At 51.8% G+C, this 20349-nt stretch carries 24 protein-coding genes; 21 read left to right on the top strand and 3 right to left on the bottom strand.

Annotated elements, in window-relative coordinates:
* Positions 1-41 precede the first annotated feature (41 nt).
* Positions 42-284 carry an exopolysaccharide production protein YjbE gene (gene yjbE, locus J4650_RS13695; RefSeq protein WP_023994532.1) on the bottom strand — a complete coding sequence of 81 codons (243 nt, stop codon included), beginning with the start codon at positions 282-284 and terminating at the stop codon, positions 42-44.
* A gap of 443 nt (positions 285-727) precedes the next feature.
* Complete coding sequence (gene pgi, locus J4650_RS13700) at positions 728-2377, bottom strand: glucose-6-phosphate isomerase (RefSeq protein WP_000790024.1); 1650 nt, start codon at positions 2375-2377, stop codon at positions 728-730.
* 344 nt (positions 2378-2721) lie between these two features.
* Between pgi and lysC the strand changes: the two genes are divergently transcribed.
* Positions 2722-4071 carry a lysine-sensitive aspartokinase 3 gene (lysC, locus tag J4650_RS13705; protein ID WP_000136400.1) on the top strand — a complete coding sequence of 450 codons (1350 nt, stop codon included), beginning with the start codon at positions 2722-2724 and terminating at the stop codon, positions 4069-4071.
* Between the two features lie 130 nt (positions 4072-4201).
* Here the strand turns inward: lysC and J4650_RS13710 are convergent, their stop codons facing one another.
* Positions 4202-4549 (bottom strand): Mor transcription activator family protein, encoded by a 348-nt coding sequence (locus tag J4650_RS13710; RefSeq protein ID WP_000615248.1) that lies wholly within the window; start codon positions 4547-4549, stop codon positions 4202-4204.
* A 576-nt stretch (positions 4550-5125) separates the two neighbouring features.
* Between J4650_RS13710 and J4650_RS13715 the strand changes: the two genes are divergently transcribed.
* The 20 genes from J4650_RS13715 (at position 5126) to J4650_RS13810 (ending at position 20348) form a co-directional block, all read left to right on the top strand.
* The gene (locus J4650_RS13715; protein WP_001226439.1) at positions 5126-5413 is read left to right on the top strand and encodes a putative holin; all 288 of its coding nucleotides are present in this window, start codon (positions 5126-5128) and stop codon (positions 5411-5413) included.
* Between the two features lie 2 nt (positions 5414-5415).
* Complete coding sequence (locus tag J4650_RS13720; protein WP_023993546.1) at positions 5416-6021, top strand: lytic transglycosylase domain-containing protein; 606 nt, start codon at positions 5416-5418, stop codon at positions 6019-6021.
* Positions 6022-6033: 12 nt separating this feature from the next.
* A complete protein-coding gene (locus J4650_RS13725; RefSeq protein ID WP_000777266.1) occupies positions 6034-6348 on the top strand; it encodes a membrane protein in 315 nt (104 codons plus the stop codon).
* A gap of 159 nt (positions 6349-6507) precedes the next feature.
* A complete protein-coding gene (locus J4650_RS13730; RefSeq protein WP_023994533.1) occupies positions 6508-6963 on the top strand; it encodes a Gp37 family protein in 456 nt (151 codons plus the stop codon).
* A complete protein-coding gene (locus J4650_RS13735) occupies positions 6960-7157 on the top strand; it encodes a hypothetical protein (protein ID WP_023993548.1) in 198 nt (65 codons plus the stop codon). Before J4650_RS13730 ends, J4650_RS13735 begins: the two co-directional genes overlap by 4 nt.
* Complete coding sequence (locus tag J4650_RS13740) at positions 7147-8574, top strand: phage tail sheath family protein (protein ID WP_023993549.1); 1428 nt, start codon at positions 7147-7149, stop codon at positions 8572-8574. The genes J4650_RS13735 and J4650_RS13740 overlap by 11 nt, the downstream gene beginning before the upstream one ends.
* The gene (locus tag J4650_RS13745; RefSeq protein WP_000907494.1) at positions 8574-9098 is read left to right on the top strand and encodes a phage major tail tube protein; all 525 of its coding nucleotides are present in this window, start codon (positions 8574-8576) and stop codon (positions 9096-9098) included. The genes J4650_RS13740 and J4650_RS13745 overlap by 1 nt, the downstream gene beginning before the upstream one ends.
* A 51-nt stretch (positions 9099-9149) precedes the next feature.
* Positions 9150-9467: a phage tail assembly protein gene (locus tag J4650_RS13750; protein WP_001600578.1), complete on the top strand. Its 318-nt coding sequence runs from the start codon at positions 9150-9152 to the stop codon at positions 9465-9467.
* Entirely contained in the window at positions 9427-9555 is a 129-nt protein-coding gene (locus J4650_RS13755) for a GpE family phage tail protein (protein WP_001728452.1), read from the top strand. The genes J4650_RS13750 and J4650_RS13755 overlap by 41 nt, the downstream gene beginning before the upstream one ends.
* 96 nt (positions 9556-9651) lie before the next feature.
* A complete protein-coding gene (locus tag J4650_RS13760; RefSeq protein WP_023993550.1) occupies positions 9652-12006 on the top strand; it encodes a phage tail tape measure protein in 2355 nt (784 codons plus the stop codon).
* Positions 12006-12959 (top strand): phage tail protein, encoded by a 954-nt coding sequence (locus J4650_RS13765; RefSeq protein ID WP_000271425.1) that lies wholly within the window; start codon positions 12006-12008, stop codon positions 12957-12959. The genes J4650_RS13760 and J4650_RS13765 overlap by 1 nt, the downstream gene beginning before the upstream one ends.
* Positions 12959-13168, top strand: coding sequence for a tail protein X (locus J4650_RS13770; protein WP_023993551.1), 210 nt, complete (start codon positions 12959-12961; stop codon positions 13166-13168). The genes J4650_RS13765 and J4650_RS13770 overlap by 1 nt, the downstream gene beginning before the upstream one ends.
* On the top strand, positions 13156-14199 hold the full coding sequence (locus J4650_RS13775) for a phage late control D family protein (RefSeq protein WP_000818147.1): 1044 nt from the start codon (positions 13156-13158) through the stop codon (positions 14197-14199). Before J4650_RS13770 ends, J4650_RS13775 begins: the two co-directional genes overlap by 13 nt.
* 9 nt (positions 14200-14208) lie before the next feature.
* Positions 14209-14931, top strand: coding sequence for a phage baseplate assembly protein V (locus tag J4650_RS13780; RefSeq protein WP_000679393.1), 723 nt, complete (start codon positions 14209-14211; stop codon positions 14929-14931).
* Between the two features lie 327 nt (positions 14932-15258).
* On the top strand, positions 15259-15621 hold the full coding sequence (locus tag J4650_RS13785; RefSeq protein WP_000593182.1) for a GtrA family protein: 363 nt from the start codon (positions 15259-15261) through the stop codon (positions 15619-15621).
* On the top strand, positions 15618-16547 hold the full coding sequence (locus tag J4650_RS13790; protein WP_000703634.1) for a glycosyltransferase family 2 protein: 930 nt from the start codon (positions 15618-15620) through the stop codon (positions 16545-16547). The genes J4650_RS13785 and J4650_RS13790 overlap by 4 nt, the downstream gene beginning before the upstream one ends.
* Positions 16547-18094, top strand: coding sequence for a DUF6056 family protein (locus J4650_RS13795; RefSeq protein ID WP_000632048.1), 1548 nt, complete (start codon positions 16547-16549; stop codon positions 18092-18094). Before J4650_RS13790 ends, J4650_RS13795 begins: the two co-directional genes overlap by 1 nt.
* Positions 18095-18257: 163 nt before the next feature.
* Positions 18258-18617, top strand: a complete 360-nt coding sequence (locus tag J4650_RS13800) for a GPW/gp25 family protein (RefSeq protein WP_001093501.1) — start codon at positions 18258-18260, stop codon at positions 18615-18617.
* Positions 18608-19723, top strand: a complete 1116-nt coding sequence (locus J4650_RS13805; RefSeq protein ID WP_124235003.1) for a baseplate J/gp47 family protein — start codon at positions 18608-18610, stop codon at positions 19721-19723. Before J4650_RS13800 ends, J4650_RS13805 begins: the two co-directional genes overlap by 10 nt.
* Positions 19716-20348 (top strand): phage tail protein I, encoded by a 633-nt coding sequence (locus tag J4650_RS13810; RefSeq protein WP_023993553.1) that lies wholly within the window; start codon positions 19716-19718, stop codon positions 20346-20348. The genes J4650_RS13805 and J4650_RS13810 overlap by 8 nt, the downstream gene beginning before the upstream one ends.
* Position 20349: the final 1 nt, after the last annotated feature.

Raw genomic sequence — 20349 nt, forward strand, 5'->3', positions numbered from 1 at the left:
ATAACCACACCGGAGTGTGGTTATGGTTAAACGTACCGATACTACTGGGTACTGGTGGTCGTGGTGGTCGTGGTTCCGGTATTGGAACCATCGCCGCCGCCGGTTGCCGCTAACGCGACGCCCACCGCCGAACTTACGGTGCTAACGCTGGTAGCGGAGGAGCTTCCCGCCGATACCGACGTCGCTGCCGACCCTGCCGCTTCACCCACCTGAACGGGGGCTGCCGAGACAGATGTCGCCGCAAGCGCGGTTATGGCAAAAATGCCATACAGTATTTTTTTCATCATAATTTCCCTTCATTGAATGAATGGAGATTTACCCAAAAGAATTTCGGGCGCTACCGAGTATACACAACCAAAGCAGGCGGATTATGTCCGGGAGAAATAACAGCGAGGTTTTAGGATAATTAAACTTTAAAGAAGTAACGCCTACATTATTTAATTAACAAACAAATAAAATCAATAAGTTAAAATTAAACTAAAAGACATCAGCATCCGTATAATCTGAAAATAACGCAGAGTGATTTTCTGGTTATTGCTTATTTTAGGATTAAGCTCAATATAAAATTGTGGGGATAAAGACGGACAAGCAGAATTATCTTATAAAAAAAGCCGATGTGAATATCGGCCTTTTTATTATCTTATTCTCTTTTTGCCGGATGGCGGCGAAACGCCTTATCCGGCCCACAGACGCTATGCATTACGTAGACCGGATAAGCGCAGCGCCATCAGGCGCGCCAGGCTTTATAACGGTTAATCAGACCGTTGGTAGAGCTATCATGGGACGAAATAGCTTTATCATCGCCCAGCTCCGGCAGAATACGGTTAGCCAACTGTTTACCCAACTCAACGCCCCACTGGTCGAAAGTAAAGATGTTCAGGATGGCGCCCTGCGTAAAGATTTTATGCTCATACAGCGCAATCAGCGCGCCCAGGCTGAACGGTGTAATTTCACGCAGCAGGATAGAGTTGGTCGGGCGGTTGCCTTCAAACACTTTGAATGGCACAACGTGTTCAAGCTGCGCCGGATCTTTACCCTGATCGCGATATTCCTGCTCAACCACCTCGCGGGATTTACCAAACGCCAGCGCTTCGGTCTGCGCGAAGAAGTTAGACAGCAGCTTCTGATGATGATCGGATAGCGGGTTATGGGTGATAGCCGGGGCGATAAAATCACACGGCACCATTTTAGTACCCTGGTGAATCAATTGATAAAACGCGTGCTGACCGTTGGTGCCTGGTTCGCCCCAGATAATTGGGCCTGTCTGGTAATCCACGGCGTTGCCGTTACGGTCAACGTATTTACCGTTGGATTCCATGTTACCCTGCTGGAAGTAGGCGGCGAAACGGTGCATATACTGGTCGTACGGCAGAATGGCTTCGGTTTCCGCGCCGAAGAAATTGTTGTACCAGATGCCAATCAACGCCAGCAGAATGGGTAGGTTTTTCTCCGCCGGAGTGGTGGAGAAATGCTTGTCCATCGCGTGCGCGCCGGAAAGCAGCTCGACAAAGTTGTCGAAACCGACGGACAGAATAATGGACAGCCCGATGGCAGACCACAGCGAGTAACGACCACCGACCCAGTCCCAGAACTCGAACATATTGGCCGTGTCGATACCAAATTCGCCGACCGCTTTGGCGTTGGTGGAGAGCGCAGCAAAGTGTTTCGCCACGTGTTTTTCATCGCCTGCACTTTTCAGGAACCAGTCGCGCGCGCTGTGGGCGTTGGTCATGGTTTCCTGGGTGGTGAAAGTTTTCGACGCGACCAGGAACAGCGTGGTTTCAGGGTTCACTTTCTTCAGCACTTCAGCGATGTGCGTGCCATCGACGTTAGAGACGAAGTGCATGTTCAGATGGTTTTTATACGGACGCAGCGCTTCGGTCACCATGAACGGGCCGAGGTCGGAACCGCCGATACCGATGTTCACCACGTCGGTGATGGCCTTACCGGTGTAGCCTTTCCACTGACCGGAGATAATCGCTTGCGAGAAAGTTTTCATTTTCTCAAGCACGGCGTTCACTTCCGGCATCACATCTTTGCCGTCCACAATGATCGGCGTATTGCTACGGTTACGCAGCGCCACGTGCAGCACGGCGCGGTCTTCGGTGCGGTTGATCTTCTCGCCGGAGAACATGGATTTAATCGCGCCGGCCAGATCGGTCTCTTTCGCCAGATCCTGTAATTTTGCCAGCGTCTCTTCGGTGATGCGGTTTTTGGAGAAATCCACCAGCATCAGATCGTCAAACGTCGCGGAAAATTTAGCGAAACGGTCGCTATCGTTCGCGAAAAGCTCAGCGATCGTAACGTCTTTCATTTCATCGTAGTGTTTCTGGAGCGCCTGCCAGGCAGAAGTCTGCGTTGGATTGATGTTTTTCATTAGCAATACTCTTCTGATTTGAGAATTGTGACTGGGATCGATTGTAACGCCAGTCACAGAAAAGTGTGATTGTTTTAGTGCCGTTGCCCCAGGCACTGTCGAATGAGGATAAAAAGTATATACCCTAAATAATTCGAGGTGCAGAAAGGCGGCAAATGGGTATCGGGGTTATAAGCGCTGTTACTGAGCCTAAACTCAGCATAAAAAATCCGCATAATCCCAACGTTGACAGTCCAGGCCACAACTTTTATTTATAAATACGTTACTTACATTTGCGCCTGCACCGGTTTCTGTTCTGCCCTTGTGCCATGGTCGCGTTTTTCATTTCCTGACACGAGGTTGATATGACAGAGATCGTTGTTTCCAAATTTGGCGGTACCAGCGTCGCTGATTTTGACGCCATGAACCGTAGCGCGGATATCGTACTTTCCGACACCAATGTTCGTTTAGTCGTGCTTTCCGCGTCTGCCGGCATCACTAACCTGCTGGTGGCGCTGGCCGAAGGGATGGAGCCCGGCGAACGTTTCGCTACGCTCGACGCCATCCGTAAAATCCAGTTCGATATCCTTGATCGTCTGCGTCATCCGAATGTCATTCGCGAAGAGATTGAACGCCTGCTGGAAAACATCACTATTCTGGCGGAGGCGGCATCGCTGGCGACATCGGCAGCCCTGACCGATGAACTGGTCAGCCACGGCGAGCTGATGTCTACCCTGCTATTTGTTGAGATCCTGCGTGAACGCGACGTACAGGCCCACTGGTTCGACGTGCGCAAAGTGATGCGTACCAGCGATCGCTTTGGTCGTGCGGAACCGGACGTCGCAGCGCTTGCGGAACTGGCCGCGCAGCAGTTGCTCCCGCGCCTGAGCGAAACGTTGGTCATTACTCAGGGCTTTATCGGCAGTGAAAGCAAAGGCCGCACCACGACGTTAGGCCGCGGCGGCAGCGACTATACGGCAGCGTTGCTGGCTGAAGCGCTCCATGCCGCGCGGGTTGATATCTGGACAGATGTGCCCGGTATTTACACCACCGACCCGCGCGTAGTGCCCGTCGCGCAGCGAATTGATGAAATCGACTTTGAAGAAGCGGCGGAGATGGCAACCTTCGGCGCAAAAGTACTGCATCCAGCCACCTTACTCCCGGCCGTGCGCAGCGATATCCCGGTCTTCGTTGGCTCCAGTAAAGATCCGCAAGCGGGCGGTACGCTGGTGTGCAATAAAACCCAAAACCCGCCGCTGTTCCGCGCGCTGGCGCTGCGCCGCAATCAAACGCTATTGACGCTGCACAGCCTGAATATGCTGCACTCACGAGGTTTCCTGGCAGAGGTGTTCGGCATTCTGGCGCGGCATAATATTTCGGTAGATCTGATTACCACTTCGGAGGTGAGCGTCGCGCTGACGCTGGATACTACCGGCTCCACCTCCACGGGCGATACGTTACTGACCCAATCCTTATTGATGGAGCTTTCCGCGTTGTGTCGGGTCGAAGTCGAAGAAGGACTGGCGCTGGTCGCGCTGATTGGCAACAACCTGTCAAAAGCCTGCGGTGTTGGTAAAGAAGTGTTTGGCGTCCTGGAACCGTTCAACATTCGCATGATTTGTTACGGCGCCTCCAGCCACAATCTGTGCTTCCTCGTGCCGGGAGACGATGCCGAGAAAGTGGTGCAAAAGCTACATCAGAACTTATTTGAATAATCGCCCTGACACGACAGCGGGTGAGCGCTATCAGGCAATACGCTGCCGGATCGCGACGCAAGCGCCTTATCCGGCCTGTCGCAGCTCCCGGCGTATAGCGCTTGTCGCTATACGCCATACCCGATATCGCTTACAACATACGCCGCTGGTGCTGTTTTTCCGTGTGGACCCGCTTAACGATTTTATAGATCCACTGCAGTGTCAAATTGTACTTTTTGGCCAGCTCCGCATAATTACGCCCATCGCACTCGCTGTAAATCTGATAATCCCGTTCCGAAGCCCGACCAGAGATACCTTTGGGGAAATAAATGCTTTGCCCGCCCCAGTTGCGCATCATTCTGTCAGCAATTGCCTGACCGGCATTTTCGGCTGACGCGCTATCAATATTCATGCTTTCAATAAGTACCTGCGACGCATGAAACGCCAGATCGTTAATAATCTCCGGAAGCCGAACCATTTCTTTTGATTTCTGAATCATATTTTATCTCCATATCCAGCACCATGCTCCCCGTGACGGCACCAAAAAGGGAAGCGTAAAAAACGGTGCAATAACTACCTATCAATATATTCAAAATATATATAAATATTTACTATCAACGGCATTTAATTATAAATTAAAAGAATGTATATATCGCTTTCAATTTATAATATGTATTTATTTTATAGGTGAAGTAAGCCTTCACTGATGTCATCATTTTACACAATACTGTATGTATATACAGTTAATTTTTTGCATTTTTTTCTGCGTTCGATCAAAAAGATCGCTTTCCTCACGATCGCGTGAGTTTTTAAACTGACTTTAAAAATCAATAAGATAATTTTAATCAAAGATTATTATGACGCAGCAATACCGCCATCGTAGCCTGCCACAGACACATACTGACTCTCCGCAGGCAGCCTCTACCCCCTGCCCCGAAAGCTTTATTTATTCGTTTATTTGTTGGCATTTGACACCATGCGCTAAACATTTTTTAAAGTTATTTATTAAAGCCCTTTTCGTTCTTCCGCTATGGGGAAAAGCGATACTTCTCTCTCAATTATCAGGAGATAGAGTATGCGAAAAATTATTGTTCCCCGACTTTCCGGCTGGCTGATTGCCTCTGTCGTACTGTTTGCGCTTATCGGCTGGACATCATCAGCGCAAATTCCGGTCGTCATCTATAAACTCAGCCTGGTTTCGTTATCAGCGGTGCTGGGTTACTGGCTCGACCGCAGTCTTTTCCCCTGGGCGCGTCCCGACTCCTTTTGCCCCTGGGAAGAATCGCTGTGCTGCGCCGCGGCGATGATTCGTCGCGCGATCATCGTTGCGGCAATTTGCCTTGCCGTCGCGCTGGGGCTGTAACGATGCGTTATCAATACGTATGCCTGGTCTGCGCTATGACTTTCTTGTCTGCCGACGCTGCCGAACCGCCGCGCGCTTCTCTGCAATGGCGAAACGAAGTGATTCGTACCGCGCGCGAAATCTGGGGGCTTAACGCCCCCGTTGCGGATTTTGCCGGGCAACTACATCAGGAATCCGGCTGGGCGCCTGACGCGCTTTCTCCGGCTGGCGCGCAGGGTATGGCGCAATTTATGCCTGCAACGGCAAAATGGGTGAGCCAGTTGTACCCGGAACTCCACGAAAACAAGCCGTTTAATCCCGCCTGGGCGATACGCGCGCTGGTACAGTATGACCGCCAGTTGTGGAAAAGCATGTCAGCAAAAAATAGCTGCCAGCGAATGGCTTTCACTCTGAGCGCCTATAACGGCGGGAAAGGCTGGGTTAACAGAGATAAAAAGCTGGCCGCCGCAAAGGGGTTGGATGCGTCCATCTGGTTTGAACATGTAGAACGCGTTAACGCCGGGCGCAGCGCCGCAAACTGGCGCGAGAATCGTCACTACCCCAAAGCGATTTTATACCAACATGCTCCCCGTTATTTGCAATGGGGGCAGGCTAGCTGCATTCATTAATCAGAGGGAGTAATGAAACTCAGTATCGATTTTTGGGAAGTCATCTCCCTCTTACTTTCGTTTGTTGGATTAATGTTTGCCGCTGGTAAACTTCTGCTGGCGCAAATTGAAAAACGGCTGAATGAACGTTTTGAAGCACTGGAAGCTGCCCGGCGCGAATCAGAAGCGGGCTGGTCCAGGCTGGAGAGAGAATTTCTGGAATTTCGCGCCGATTTACCGCTGCATTATGTCCGCCGCGAGGATTATCTTCGCGGCCAGGCCGTTCTGGAAGCAAAACTGGATGCGCTATATAGCAAAATAGAACTGATTCAACGAGGTAACCATTAAACAAATCCCCGTCGTTTATACGCCGGGGATTTTTTATTTGTTTTAACTTTTTTCTCTAAAGGAGATTAAAAGACGCCTGATGCCTGATACATCAAAATACGTCTGAACGATAACGAAGAGAGAATATTATCTCTCCCGGTAAATCAAGGAAAACCGTATATGGAAACATTATCTGTTATACATACCGTGGCGAATAGACTACGTGAATTAAACCCTGATATGGATATACATATTTCATCAACCGATGCGAAAGTATATATCCCAACAGGACAGCAGGTAACGGTATTAATTCACTACTGCGGTTCGGTTTTTGCCGAACCAGAAAATACGGATGCCACAGTACAAAAACAACTAATCCGGATTTCCGCCACCGTTATTGTTCCGCAAATAAGTGACGCGATAAACGCGCTGGATCGTCTACGTCGCTCGTTGGGGGGCATTGAACTTCCCGACTGTGATCGTCCGCTCTGGCTGGAAAGCGAAAAATATATCGGCGACGCCGCAAACTTCTGCCGTTACGCCCTGGATATGACCGCCAGCACCCTGTTTATCGCGGAACAGGAAAGCAAGGCCCCCCCCCTGCTGACAATCGTTAATTATGAGGAAATTCAATGAAATATATCTACAGTGGCCCGGCAAGCGGCGTCACGCTCGCCGACGGTCAGGAAGTCTTACTGTGGCCCAATAGCGAAATCTCGCTACCGGAAGATAATGAGTGGGTGATGACGATGGTTGCACGCCGCCATCTGACCCCCGTCGCCACGGAAGAAGCAAAAATTAACGAAGAGGAAATTGTCCATGGCAGCTAATTACCTGCACGGTGTAGAGACCATTGAGATCGAAACCGGCCTACGTCCGGTGAAGGCGGTTAAATCTGCGGTTATTGGTCTGATCGGCACCGCGCCATGCGGCCCGGTTAACCAGCCGACGCTGTGTCTTTCTGAAAGCGACGCGGCGCAGTTTGGTCCAGGTCTGGCAAATTTCACCATCCCGCAGGCGCTGAAGGCGATCTACGATCACGGCGCAGGGACGGTCGTGGTGATTAACGTGCTGAATCCGGCGGTACACAAAAGTACCATTCCCAGTGAAACCGTGAAGGTTGATGACAACGGTCAGATTCAACTCAAGCACGGGGCCGTGCAAACGATGAACATTGGCCGCAGCACGAACGCCGGAAACGCTTATATCAAAGGCACCGATTACACCATTGATATGCTGACCGGTAAAATCACCTGCATGGGGACCAACCTGAAACCCGGCGTTCAGGCCTATGTAAATTATACTTACGCGGACCCCACCAAAGTGACTGCCGCCGATATTGTTGGCGCGGTAAACACGGCGGGTGACCGTACCGGCATGAAGCTGTTACAGGACACCTGGAACCAGTTTGGTTTTTACGCAAAGATCCTGATTGCGCCGGTCTTTTGTACGCAAAACTCGGTCGCCGTTAAGCTTATCGCTCAGGCAGAAGCGCTGGGAGCCATTACCTACATTGATGCGCCCATCGGCACGACTTTCCAGCAGGTTCTGGCAGGGCGCGGCCCGCAGGGGGCGATTAACTTCAATACCAGTTCCGATCGCGCGCGTCTGTGCTATCCGCACGTTAAAGTGTACGACAGCGCGACGGACAGCGAAGTCCTGGAGCCGCTCTCCTCCCGCGCCGCTGGCCTGCGTGCCAAAGTGGATCTGGAAAAAGGCTTCTGGTGGAGCAACTCCAATCAGGAAATTCAGGGCATTACCGGCGTAGAGCGCTCGCTGTCAGCGATGATCGACGATCCGCAAAGCGAAGTGAATCAACTGAATGAAAACGGCATCACCACCATCTTCAACAGCTATGGCTCCGGTTTGCGCCTGTGGGGCAACCGTACCGCCGCCTGGCCGACGGTTACTCATATGCGTAACTTTGAGAACGTGCGCCGTACCGGCGATGTAATCAACGAATCGATTCGTTATTTCAGCCAGCAGTATATGGATATGCCGATAAACCAGGCGCTGATCGACGCGCTGACCGAATCGGTGAACACCTGGGGCCGCAAGCTGATTGCCGACGGCGCGTTGTTGGGCTTTGAATGCTGGTACGACCCGGCGCGTAACGAACAGACTGAACTGGCAGCCGGGCATCTGTTGCTGAGCTACAAATTCACCCCGCCGCCGCCACTGGAACGTCTGACGTTTGAAACCGAAATTACCTCTGAATATTTAGTTTCTCTGGAGAGCAATCGCTAATGGCTGGAAAAATTCAAATTAACCGTATTACCAACGCCAATATTTATCTCGATGGTAATAATCTTTTAGGTCGCGCGAGTGAAATTAAACTGCCTGATATCAGCATGATTATGCAGGAGCATAAAGCGCTGGGGATGGTAGGTAAAATTGAGCTGCCTGCCGGTTTTGACAAACTGGAAGGTGAAATTAAATGGAACTCGTTTTACCACGACGTCATGCGTAAAACGGCAAATCCGTGGCAGGCGGTGGCATTGCAGTGCCGCTCCAGCATCGATTGTTATAACTCGCAGGGTAAAGCGGATCAGTTAGCGCTGGTGACGCATATGACCGTAATGTTTAAAAAGAACCCGCTGGGAACGTTTAAACAGAATGAAAACCCGGAATTCAGCAGCGCCTTCGGCTGCACTTATATTAAACAGGTGGTTGACGGTGAAACGCTTCTTGAACTGGATTATCTGGCGAATATTTTCCGCGTAAATGGCGCGGATCAATTAAATGCCTACCGCAATAATATTGGCGGTTAATTACTTCGGGGCTACGGCCCCGAATTTAACACGACGAATAAGGACTACACCATGAACGAAAAATATACCCTGAAATTCCCGTTTACCTCCGCCGCCGGGGAACGTATCGACGTTCTGCAATTACGTCGCCTGAAGGTAAAAGATATGCGCGCCGCGCGACGCGCCAGCGATAAACCGGAAGAGTGGGATGAGCCGCTGATGGCGGCTATGACCGGGCTGGTAACCGAAGATCTGGCGGAAATGGATCTGCTGGACTATCAGGCATTGCAGAAACGATTTCAGGCCATGCTTAGCATGGCTACAGAACCCACAGCAACTGTGGCAGGCAATGGCGCTGCTGGCGAGGTGGTTTCGCTTTCCGCCCAGTGAAATTGACGCGCTGTCGGTTGACGATTTTACCTGCTGGCTGAACGAAGCCAGCGCGCAAATTAAACACGAATACGACTCGCAGGCTTAATGCCAGCGGGTTTCCTGACCCAGGCCCGGTTCACTCCTTCCCTGTCCTTTTTCCGGCAAGCAGCCTGTTACCGGGCAACTTATACGAGACACTATTTTGGCCAACGACATTATTACTCAGCTTCAGGCGCGTAATGAGACGTTGACGCAGGCAATAGCCCGTTACGGCTCACTCAACGCCAGCACGCTGCACACGCTCAGCTTTGAGCAAACAAAAATCACCCGGCTTACGCAACAGCTCGCTAACTCCGCCCTTCGCCGGGAAGAGAACGATAAACAGCGCGCCGGGTTGCTGGAAAAAACACAAACGTTCGCCGGACAACTCGGCAAGCTCCTGAACGTTGAGACTCCCGACTGGAAGCTGCCTTACGAATTTCAGGGCAACATGGTCGATATGGCGGCGAAAGGCGGCATGGATAACACCGCGCGGGACGCCCTGAGCCTGAATATCCGCGACTGGAGCCTTGATTTCAATCAGGATCAAAAAGATCTGCAAAGCGCCGCCGCCACGATGATCGAAGGCGGCGTCAGCGCATTGCAGGATCTTAGCCGCTACATGCCCGATATCGCCAAAGCCGCAACCGCCTCCCGCGACAGCGCGCAAAGCTGGGCGCAGGCGGCTCTGGCCACTCGCGACAAACTGAACATCGCCCCTGACGGCTTCCGTTTTGCGCAAAATATGCTGTACAGCGTGGCAAAAAGCGGCGGCGGCTCCGTTGCAGAACAAACCCAGTGGATTAACGCCTTTGCCGGAAAAACCGGCGCTCAGGGGAAAGAAGGCATTGCGGAGCTGACCGCAACGATGCAAATCGCCATGAAAAACGCCCCTGACGCAGGCGCGGCGGCAGCGAATTTCGACCATTTCCTGAAATCTACCTTCTCAAAAGAGACGGACAGTTGGTTTGCCCGTCAGGGCATGGATCTTCAGGGATCGCTGCTGGAACATCAGCAAAACGGGATCGACGTGACGGAAGCGATGACCCACATCGTGCAGATGCAACTGGAGAAAATGAACCCGCAGATCCTCGACACCTTCAGGCAAACCATGAAGATTGAGGATCTTTCCGCGCGCGGCGACGCGCTACAGGCCATGGCGGAGAAATTTAACCTCGGCGCGATGTTCGGCGATGCGCAAACGCGGGATTTTCTCGCCCCGATGCTGGCGAATATGGTCGAATATCGCCAGCTAAAAGCCTCCGCAATGCAGGCGGCGGGGCAACATTTTATCGATGATGACTTCGCCGTGAAAATGACATCGCCCGGAGAACAGACCAAAGCGTTACAACTTTCACTTAACGATCTGTGGCTGACCGTCGGTATGGAGCTGATGCCCGCCATTGGCGAACTGGCGCAAAGCATCTCGCCGCTGGTGCGGCAGTTCAGCGCCTGGCTGCGGGAAAATCCGGCGCTGGTGCAAGGGGTCGCTAAAGTCGTTGGCGTTATCTGGCTGTTCAACGGGGCGCTGAATATTCTCAGGCTGGGAGCAAACCTCATTGCGTCACCGTTTATTCGCCTGATCGATATCTTCCTGAAGGTCAAAGCCGGTCTGGCGCTGGGCGGCGGCAGTCGCGCGCTGTCGGTTCTGAAATCGTTTGGCAACGGTGCGAAAAGCCTGACGATGCTGCTGGGAAACGGCCTGATAAAAGGGCTACGGCTGGTCGGCCAGACGTTTATCTGGCTGGGTCGGGCGCTGCTGATGAACCCTGTCGGCCTGACTATCACCGCTATCGCAGGCGCCGCATACTTACTTTATCGCTACTGGGAACCGATTTCCGGTTTCTTTGCCGGAGTCTGGGAGCGTATCAAAACCGCCTTTGACGGAGGCATTGCAGGCGTCACGCGTCTGATTCTCGACTGGTCGCCGCTGGGGCTGTTTTACCGCGCCTTCGCCAGCGTACTGGACTGGTTTGGCATTGAACTCCCCGCCAGCTTCAGCGAATTTGGCGGCAATATTCTGGATAGCCTGATCAACGGCATTCTGAATGCGCTTCCTTTCCTGAACGGGGCGATTGAGAAGATAAAAGCGCTGATCCCCGACTGGGCGAAAAGCGCGCTGGGCATCAGCGCTGAAATGCCGTCTGTCGCCGCCGCCGTCCCCGGTATTGCCGGAACAATGGTCGCGCAACAGGCCGGCGCGCCGCTGGCATCGGGAGCGAAAGCGGTGACAACCTCGGCCAAAACGATGACCTCGCCGCAGCCAATGAAGACGAAAAGCGCCGCCACGCCGCCGACGCCAGCCGCGCTTCCCGGCAAATCCGGCGGGAAACCTTATATGCTGCCCTCCCGCGCGCAAAGCAACGTGCAGGTACACTTTTCCCCGCAGGTTACCGTGCAGGGAAGCGGCGCGAATGCCGCTAAAGATATCAACAACGTGCTGTCGCTGAGCAAACGCGAGCTGGAGAGAATGATTAACGATGTCATGGCGCAACAACGGCGCCGGGAGTACGCATAATGTATGCCGTATTAGGCGAAATAGAATTTGACGTCGTCGCTTACTGGGACGAATTTGAAAGCACGATGGGCGTGGATTATACCAGCCATGCCCGTATTGAAGGGAAACCGGGCGTGCAATTTATCGGCGATAAGCTGGACAAAATTACCCTGAAATTCAACTTTCATAGTCAGTATTGCCAGCCGACCACCGAGCTGAACCGTCTGCGGGAAGCGATGACCGCGCACCAGGCGATGGCGCTGGTGTTCGGCAACGGCGATTATCGCGGCTGGTTCGTGATTACCGATCTGACCGCTACCCACCAGCACACCGATCCTTACGGTAACGTCATTGCCCAGGGCGGCAGTCTGTCGCTACAGGAGTACACCGGCGATCCGAAGAGCCCGCTGCTGCCTCCGGCCATCACCACCCAGGAACCGAACATTGACGAGATGTTGGATGAGCTTCCCGACGTTAGCGATTCCTGGTTCGATGAACTGCTGAGCGCTGTTGAAGAGGGTATGCGTGAAGCCAAAGAGATGATGGATGAGGTGGCCGACGCCATTGATGACATCAAAAAAACGATCGCCCAGGCGAAAGAGCTGGTGAAGGAAGCCAAAGCGCTGAAAGAAAAATGCGGCGATATTGTCGATTCGCTGAAAAAAACCATTAGCGCGATAGACGCGCTGTTCCAGCAGCCGCTGGATTTGCAAACGCTGGCCGGGCTGCCGAAAGCGCTGGCGGCGAAAATGCAGGAACTGATCGACAGCCTGCCGGGGATCCGCGAATGCGCGGGCGATGCCGGCACGCTTATTGAACACGCCGAATCGCTGTTTGACGCTATCACCAGCAGCGTCGCGGAAGCGACTTACGACAGCGCCGCGACGCTGGTCAATCAGGCGCGCGGCACGCTGCAAACAAGCGCTCCTGACGTGAGCCAGCTTGCCGCTGCCGATATTACGAGGAGTCTGTAATGCGCTACCTTGAACATGTCACCACCGACGGCGAACGCTGGGATAATCTCGCCTGGCGCTATTACGGCGATGCGCTGGCCTACGAACGCATCATCGCGGCCAATCCGCACGTCGCTATTATGCCGGTTTTACCGTCAGGCGCGCGGCTGATCATCCCGGTTATCAGCGTCACGCAAACGACCCCGGAGCTACCGCCATGGCTGAGATAACGGTATCCGGCGGGGTGTTCGCCACCCTGACGCCCATTTTTACCCTTTGGTACGGACATAAAGAGATCACTTACGACATCGCGCCTTACGTCACCAGCATCAGTTACAGCGACAGCATTAAAAACGAGTCGGATGTCATTGCCATTGCGCTGGAAGATAGCGCCGGGCGCTGGGTAAACGAATGGTATCCGGGAAAAGGCGACACGCTGGCGCTGCGCCTGGGCTACCAGGGCGAAGATCTGCTCGATTGCGGAATCTATGTCATTGATAAAATTGATATCAGCGCGCCGCCTTCGACGGTCAATATCGACGGTATCGCCACCTCGGTCAGCAAAGCGCTACGCACCAAAAACAGCCAGGGCTTTGAGGAGACGACGCTTTACGCCATCGCCAGTCGCATCGCGCAAAAACACGGTTTAACGCTGGTGGGCAAGATTGCGCCGCTGACGATTGATCGGGTCACGCAATATGCCGAAACCGATGTGGCGTTTCTCAAACGGCTGGCGAGTGAATATGGCTATACCGTGAAAGTGACGGCGACGGAGCTGATCTTTTCGCATCTGCCGACGCTACGCTGTCTGGCGCCGGTGAAGACGCTCAGGCGGACGGATATTTCGCACTACACGTTCAAAGATACCATCAACCGGATCTACAAAAACGCCACCGTGCAACATCAAAATAGCAAGCAAAAAGAACTGGTTATCTACACCCATGACAGCCAGGAAAAAGCCCCGGCGCGCGGTGCGGCGACCAGCGCCGATATCCTGAAGATTAACAGTCGCGCTCCGGATACCGGCGCGGCGCAGGCTAAAGCCAATGCCGCGCTGGACAGCCACAACGAATACCAGCAAACCGGCACGCTCAGCATGATGGGCTGCCCGCAGTTGACGGCGGGCAACAAGATAGAACTGAGCGATTTTGGCGTACTTTCCGGGCAGTGGCTGATTGATAAATCCATGCACAAACTCACGCGCAGCGGCGGCTACACTACCGAAATCGACATTTCACGCGGACCGGCAACCAGCCAGTAAGGAGACAATATGAAAGGCGTTACCCGCCAGACGGGCATTATCAGCGATATTGATGAGGCGGTCGTGCGCGTCAGAGTCACTCTACCGGAGTGCGATAACCTGCGCAGTAACTGGCTTGCGGTGCTGCAACGCAATACGCAGGACAACAAAGATTACTGGTTGCCGGATATTGGCGAACAGGTCGAAGTGCTGCTCGACGACAACGGCGAGGATGGCGTGGTGCTGGGCGCGGTCTACTCCAGCGTGGATACCGCGCCGCTGGCCTCGCGCGACAAGCGCTACGTGCAGTTTTCCGACGGCGCGGCCTTTGAATATGACCGTGCGTTACACCAGCTCACCGTCAACGGCGGCATAGAAAAAATCGTCATTGAAGTGAAGGAACGTACGCAGCTTACTTCACCGCAAGTAGAGGTCAGGGCGCAGCACGTCACGGTGATATCAGAAACCGTAGACGTGGCGGCCACCTCCGTGGGCGTCAAGGCGGTAGATGTCAACGTGGAAGCGCCCCATACGGGCATTAAAGCGCTGAATGTCACCGTCGATGCGCCGCTCAGCACCTTTACCGGCGACGTTACCGTGATGAAAAAACTCACCTGGCTTGGCGGTATGGCAGGCAGCGGCGGCGTCGGAAACAGCGCGGTTATCACGGGCAACGTGAATGTCCTCGGCAACGTTAACGCCAGCGGCACGCTGATGGACAACGGCGGCAACTCTAACCACCACTCTCACTAACCTGCAAATTGCTGCTGGATGGTGGCTTCGCCTTATCCAGCCTGCAAAAGGTGCATAAACACCGGCCCGGTAAGCGCAGAAGCGCCACCGGGCAAATTGCTGGAGGATATTTATTTTCAGCGCAACGTGATTAGTCCCTTTTCGCGCGCTATTTCCGATGAAAATGTAATCACTTTGCGCTGCAAATATTGCATATATGTATATTGGAAAACTAGCGTTATTTTTTACTTTAACTTCGCCCTGTTTACATAAAATCTGCTGTTCAGGAATGATCCTCTCAGTTTTGTCTGGTAGACTTCGCTGAATTACAACTTCTTGATTGCTATAATGATAAAATTATTTATAAAGTACGTTTCGATAGGCGTACTTAATACTGCTTTGCATTGGGCTATCTTTGCCCTTTGCGTCTATGGATTTCAAACAAGTCAGGCTTTGGCAAACGTAGCGGGCTTTGCTGTCGCTGTCAGTTTTAGTTTTTTCGCTAACGCCCGGTTTACCTTTGGAGCCAGCGTATCAACCGGACGTTATTTGCTGTACGTCGGTTTTATGGGCGTGCTGAGCGCTGTCGTGGGATGGACAGGCGACAAGTGTGCTATGCCTCCCATTTTTACGCTCATTGTATTTTCCGCAATTAGCCTTATTTGCGGATTTTTATATTCCAGATTCATTGTTTTCAGGAATGAGAAATGAAAATTTCATTAGTGGTTCCCGTCTTTAATGAAGAGGACGCGATCCCTATTTTCTATAAAACGGTCAGAGAATACAGTTCACTTAAACCTTATAACGTTGAGATTATCTTCGTTAATGATGGGAGTCACGATGCGACTGAATCAATCATCAGCGCATTAGCTGTTGCCGATCCTCTTGTTGTTCCGATCTCATTTACCCGCAATTTTGGTAAAGAACCTGCACTTTTTGCCGGATTGGATTACGCGACCGGAGATGTGGTGATCCCTATCGATGTTGATTTACAAGATCCCATCGAAGTAATCCCACATTTGATCAATAAATGGCAGGCTGGTGCAGAAATGGTGCTGGCTAAGCGTATCGATCGTTCAACGGATGGCCACCTGAAGCGTAAAAGCGCTGAGTGGTTCTACAGGCTGCATAACAAAATCAGTACGCCAAAGATTGAAGAGAATGTCGGTGATTTTCGATTGATGTCGCGCGAGATTGTAGAAAATATCAAGCTATTACCAGAACGTAACCTTTTCATGAAAGGTATACTTTCATGGGTTGGAGGTCAAACAGATGTTGTCGAATATGCCCGTGCTGAACGTGTCGCAGGTAGCTCAAAATTTAATGGCTGGAAACTCTGGAACCTGGCGCTGGAGGGGATTACAAGTTTTTCTACTTTCCCTTTGCGTATCTGGACGTATATAGGAGTGAGCGTTTCTGCCCTCTCCCTGATATATGCCATGTGGATGATCATTGATAAATTGATGTGGGGAAACCCTGTTCCTGGTTATCCTTCGCTTATGACCGCGATTCTCTTCTTAGGCGGCATCCAGCTTATCGGCATAGGCATCATGGGTGAATATATCGGACGCGTTTACACGGAGGTGAAGCAAAGACCCCGCTATATCGTGAAAAACAAAAAAACAATGATGGAATAATGATTACTATGCTCAAGATATTACCGAAAACGGCGATGATACTACTGGCTTTTTTGGCCATTTTTCTTATTGAATGGTATACCCCCATTCACTCTGATGATTACCGCTATTACCTTTTAGGAATTTCGCCGGAATCACATTTTCATCATTATATGACCTGGAGTGGCAGGATTATAGCTGATTACACCAGCGCACTCATCCTGTATACACGTTCTCAACTCGTGTATTCCATCAGCGCTGCCGTTTCGACACTGGTATTTTGTTATTTCATTGTGAAGACACCCTCAGGCACATTACGCTGGAATAAATCCGACTACTTATTATTCCCACTAATATTCTTCACTTACTGGATTTCGAACCCGAATTTGGGTCAAACCACTTTCTGGATCGTTGGTGCTGCGAATTATTTGTGGACGAATCTGTTCGTTGTTGCATGGCTGTTCTTCTTTTACACCATAACAATAAAAAACAGTAAAGCGATCAGCCCGTGGGTTGCATTACTAAGCTTTATGGCAGGCTGTTCCAATGAAAGCGTCTCACCTTTCGTCTCGCTTATTTCTGTTCTGGCCATTGCATACGAGTTATGGCAAAACAAATCTGTTTCGCGCAATAAGATAGTTTATAGTCTCTGTGCAATCGCAGGCTCATGCGTATTGATACTTTCTCCGGGCAATTTCATCCGCGCCAGCGGAAAAGAATTCTGGTATGGAAGGCCGATTTTTGAACGTATTTTCATTCACTTAACAGAACGCGTTCATAACCATCTGGCGCTGATCTGGATAGCTTATGTTGTTTTGTTATTGCTGGTCTTACTGGTCATATTCAATAAGCAGATTCGCGCCAAAATTGATAAAACGTCCCTTATCTGCGCTGCGTTAGTCGTATGTATAGGTATTGGCACTTCCTTAATCATGTTCGCGTCGCCGTCCTACCCCGATCGGGTTATGAACGGTACGTTTATGTTTTTCCTTTTAGCTATCTCCTTCATCGCTTACGCCCTGTTGAAAAGCGGCGTTAAGGCTGGAGTCGTCGGCGTAACTGCCGTGACTGTTCTCTGTGGTATCGTATTCCTTTGGTCCTATTCATTGATGCTTAACGGTTATAAAAAAACGGCCGGACAGGAAATCGTAAGACAAAAAATCATTACTAAAGAAATAGCGGCAGGTAAACAGAAGTTTATCATCCCTGACTATTATTTCGTCAAGTTGCAAAATAGCGGTGGTCATTTTGGTTTATTCCATGATCCTGCTGTTTACGGCGAGTATTATCATGTACAAGCTATTTTCAAAAAGAAAGTCAATTTTGATTATTCTGTAATCGCTAATGGAGCGAAGCACAGCCTTTCCAATGAAACGACGGCTTATAGCAACACCCGCGGGGATTTCGCTATTATCAGCCGGGAGCAGCTAACGGGTTCGATCACACTCTCGGTTAATGGACGGCAGAAAACGATTCCAGTTGAAAAAATGAAGCACGCAGAAATCAATGATGAATTCTGGTACTACGCTTCTGTAGGCAAAGGTGAAATTACAGCAATTTCATTTTAACTTTACGTAAAACGCAATCTTCGCCATTTAACAAAATGTGCATCAACACAGGCCCGGTAAGCGCAGAAGCGCCACCGGGCAAAACACATTCTGACCCCGCCATCAATTATTTCCTTAAAGCGCTTTAATATCTCTCCCCCCGCCGGAAGGCGAAAATAGCCTCATGAACACGAAAACACGCCCCTCGACCCTGCACTGGCAACCTGCCTTGCAACGTCCTGAAGAATACGTCTGCGGGCTGGATGATATTCATCAGGCAATACACATCATTCTGCGCACGCCGCGCGGCAGCGATCCCCACAGGCCGCTTTTTGGCAGCAATCTGTGGCGCTATATCGATTACCCGATCGAGCGGGCCATTCCGCACGTTGTTCGGGAGTCGGTGGAAGCGATTCGCATGTGGGAACCCCGCTGCCGGTTGCTGAAGGTGACGCCGACGATTGACGGCGAACACCTGACGTTACGCGTGCAATGGCGCGCCGCAGACGGCGTAATCAACTCAACGGAGGTGTTATGGCGATAGCCGAACCCGACTTTATTGACCGCGATCCCGCGCAAATCACCAGCGAGATGATTGCGCAATATGAAGAAGCCAGCGGTAAAAAACTCTATCCGGCGCAGGCTGAGCGGCTGCTCATTGACCTGTTTGCTTATCGTGAAAACCTTGTCCGCATCGCCATCCAGGAGGCAGCGAAGCAAAACCTGGTCGCGTATTCCCATGCGCCGATGCTGGATTATTTAGGCGAGCTGGTTGGCGTTCACCGTCTGCCCGCTCAGGCGGCAAAAACCACGCTGCAGTTTTCTGTTACTCAAGCGGCTAAAAGTAACCTGGTGATTCCACAGGGTACCCGCGCCAGCGCGTCGGATAGCGTGATGTTCGCCACCGACGAAGATGTTCTGTTGCCTGCGGGCAGCCTGAGCGTTGCGGTAACTGCAACCTGTGTAGCAACCGGTGAATCCGGCAATAACTGGCAACCTGCGCAAATCAGCGCGCTGGTGGATCGGGTGGGCAATTACGATATCAGCGTCACCAATCTGACGGCCTCAAGTGGCGGCTGCGGCGAAGAGAACGACGACGCGCTACGTAAACGCATCCAGCTAGCGCCGGAAAGTTTCAGCAACGCGGGCAGCTATGGCGCCTATCGCTTCCATACGCTCTCGGTCAGCCAGTCGATTATCGACGTGGCAGTGCTGGGGCCGGATGAAGGGCTGGCGGAAGGCTGCGTGGAACTCTATCCGCTGACCCTGAACGGTCTGCCGGGGCCAGAGCTTCTTGCCCAGATCGAACGGGAGGTGAGCAAAGAGAAAAAGCGCCCGCTAACCGATAAGGTGAGCGCTAAATGTTCTCCGCGCGTGGCTTATCAGATCCGCGCCCGGTTGACGCTGTTTACCACCGCCGATCAGGAGACGACGCTTGCCGCCGCGCGTGAAGCGATTAATACATGGACGCGCTCGCGCCAGACCCGGCTGGGCCAGGACATTGTGCCAAACCAGATAATTAAAGTGCTACAAGTGGATGGCGTTTACGACGTCGCGCTGGATATGCCCGCGAAAAAGGTATTGCAGGCGCACGAATGGGCGGAATGTACGGCTATTGACGTGACGATTGCCGGAGTCAGCGATGGATAAACTGCTTCTGCCGCCGCCGCTGGCCAGCGACGAACGTTTCTCGGTTCTGGCAAATATTGCCGCCGAACGCTTTGCGCAAATCGACCTGACGGCGTTGCTGGTCTATCTGGTGGATATCGTTGATGCCTCGGCACTGCCCTCGTTGGCCGGACAGTTTCATGTTCAGGGGCTGGAGGGCTGGCTATTTGCCGCCAATGAACAGGAGAAACGAGAGTTAATTAAACAGGCGATTGAACTGCATAAATATAAAGGAACTCCCTGGGCCGTTCGCCGTGTACTGGAAATATTATCCTTACCCGGCACGATTTCCGAATGGTTTGAGTATGGCGGTAAAGCTTATTTCTTCAAGGTTGAAATTAAGCTAATCAATCAGGGCATGGATGAAAATCTGTTTAATAATCTGGTCGATCTTATTCATGAGTATAAGAACGTGCGCTCAAAGCTGGAAGCGTTAATTGTCTGGATAATTAACCAAAGCGCTATTCCTGTTATCGGCAGCGCGCTTTACGGTGGAGAAATAACGACCGTCTTACCCTTCCAGGTTCTGGAAGTTCAACAAACTAAACCGTTCTATTTCGGTACAGGGCAATGGAGCCTTGAAATTACATCTATTTACCCGGAGTAAT

This window comes from Salmonella sp. 32120201201600049SM (assembly GCF_017572835.1).
Classification (GTDB): Bacteria; Pseudomonadota; Gammaproteobacteria; order Enterobacterales; family Enterobacteriaceae; genus Salmonella; species Salmonella enterica.

Bases quoted from the DNA above. Each gene is read 5' to 3' on its own strand.
- yjbE (WP_023994532.1), bottom strand. From the start codon at position 284: ATGAAAAAAATACTGTATGGCATTTTTGCCATAACCGCGCTTGCGGCG.
- pgi (WP_000790024.1), bottom strand. From the start codon at position 2,377: ATGAAAAACATCAATCCAACGCAGACTTCTGCCTGGCAGGCGCTCCAG.
- lysC (WP_000136400.1), top strand. From the start codon at position 2,722: ATGACAGAGATCGTTGTTTCCAAATTTGGCGGTACCAGCGTCGCTGAT.
- J4650_RS13710 (WP_000615248.1), bottom strand. From the start codon at position 4,549: ATGATTCAGAAATCAAAAGAAATGGTTCGGCTTCCGGAGATTATTAAC.
- J4650_RS13715 (WP_001226439.1), top strand. From the start codon at position 5,126: ATGCGAAAAATTATTGTTCCCCGACTTTCCGGCTGGCTGATTGCCTCT.
- J4650_RS13720 (WP_023993546.1), top strand. From the start codon at position 5,416: ATGCGTTATCAATACGTATGCCTGGTCTGCGCTATGACTTTCTTGTCT.
- J4650_RS13725 (WP_000777266.1), top strand. From the start codon at position 6,034: ATGAAACTCAGTATCGATTTTTGGGAAGTCATCTCCCTCTTACTTTCG.
- J4650_RS13730 (WP_023994533.1), top strand. From the start codon at position 6,508: ATGGAAACATTATCTGTTATACATACCGTGGCGAATAGACTACGTGAA.
- J4650_RS13735 (WP_023993548.1), top strand. From the start codon at position 6,960: ATGAAATATATCTACAGTGGCCCGGCAAGCGGCGTCACGCTCGCCGAC.
- J4650_RS13740 (WP_023993549.1), top strand. From the start codon at position 7,147: ATGGCAGCTAATTACCTGCACGGTGTAGAGACCATTGAGATCGAAACC.
- J4650_RS13745 (WP_000907494.1), top strand. From the start codon at position 8,574: ATGGCTGGAAAAATTCAAATTAACCGTATTACCAACGCCAATATTTAT.
- J4650_RS13750 (WP_001600578.1), top strand. From the start codon at position 9,150: ATGAACGAAAAATATACCCTGAAATTCCCGTTTACCTCCGCCGCCGGG.
- J4650_RS13755 (WP_001728452.1), top strand. From the start codon at position 9,427: ATGGCGCTGCTGGCGAGGTGGTTTCGCTTTCCGCCCAGTGAAATTGAC.
- J4650_RS13765 (WP_000271425.1), top strand. From the start codon at position 12,006: ATGTATGCCGTATTAGGCGAAATAGAATTTGACGTCGTCGCTTACTGG.
- J4650_RS13770 (WP_023993551.1), top strand. From the start codon at position 12,959: ATGCGCTACCTTGAACATGTCACCACCGACGGCGAACGCTGGGATAAT.
- J4650_RS13775 (WP_000818147.1), top strand. From the start codon at position 13,156: ATGGCTGAGATAACGGTATCCGGCGGGGTGTTCGCCACCCTGACGCCC.
- J4650_RS13780 (WP_000679393.1), top strand. From the start codon at position 14,209: ATGAAAGGCGTTACCCGCCAGACGGGCATTATCAGCGATATTGATGAG.
- J4650_RS13785 (WP_000593182.1), top strand. From the start codon at position 15,259: ATGATAAAATTATTTATAAAGTACGTTTCGATAGGCGTACTTAATACT.
- J4650_RS13790 (WP_000703634.1), top strand. From the start codon at position 15,618: ATGAAAATTTCATTAGTGGTTCCCGTCTTTAATGAAGAGGACGCGATC.
- J4650_RS13795 (WP_000632048.1), top strand. From the start codon at position 16,547: ATGATTACTATGCTCAAGATATTACCGAAAACGGCGATGATACTACTG.
- J4650_RS13800 (WP_001093501.1), top strand. From the start codon at position 18,258: ATGAACACGAAAACACGCCCCTCGACCCTGCACTGGCAACCTGCCTTG.
- J4650_RS13805 (WP_124235003.1), top strand. From the start codon at position 18,608: ATGGCGATAGCCGAACCCGACTTTATTGACCGCGATCCCGCGCAAATC.
- J4650_RS13810 (WP_023993553.1), top strand. From the start codon at position 19,716: ATGGATAAACTGCTTCTGCCGCCGCCGCTGGCCAGCGACGAACGTTTC.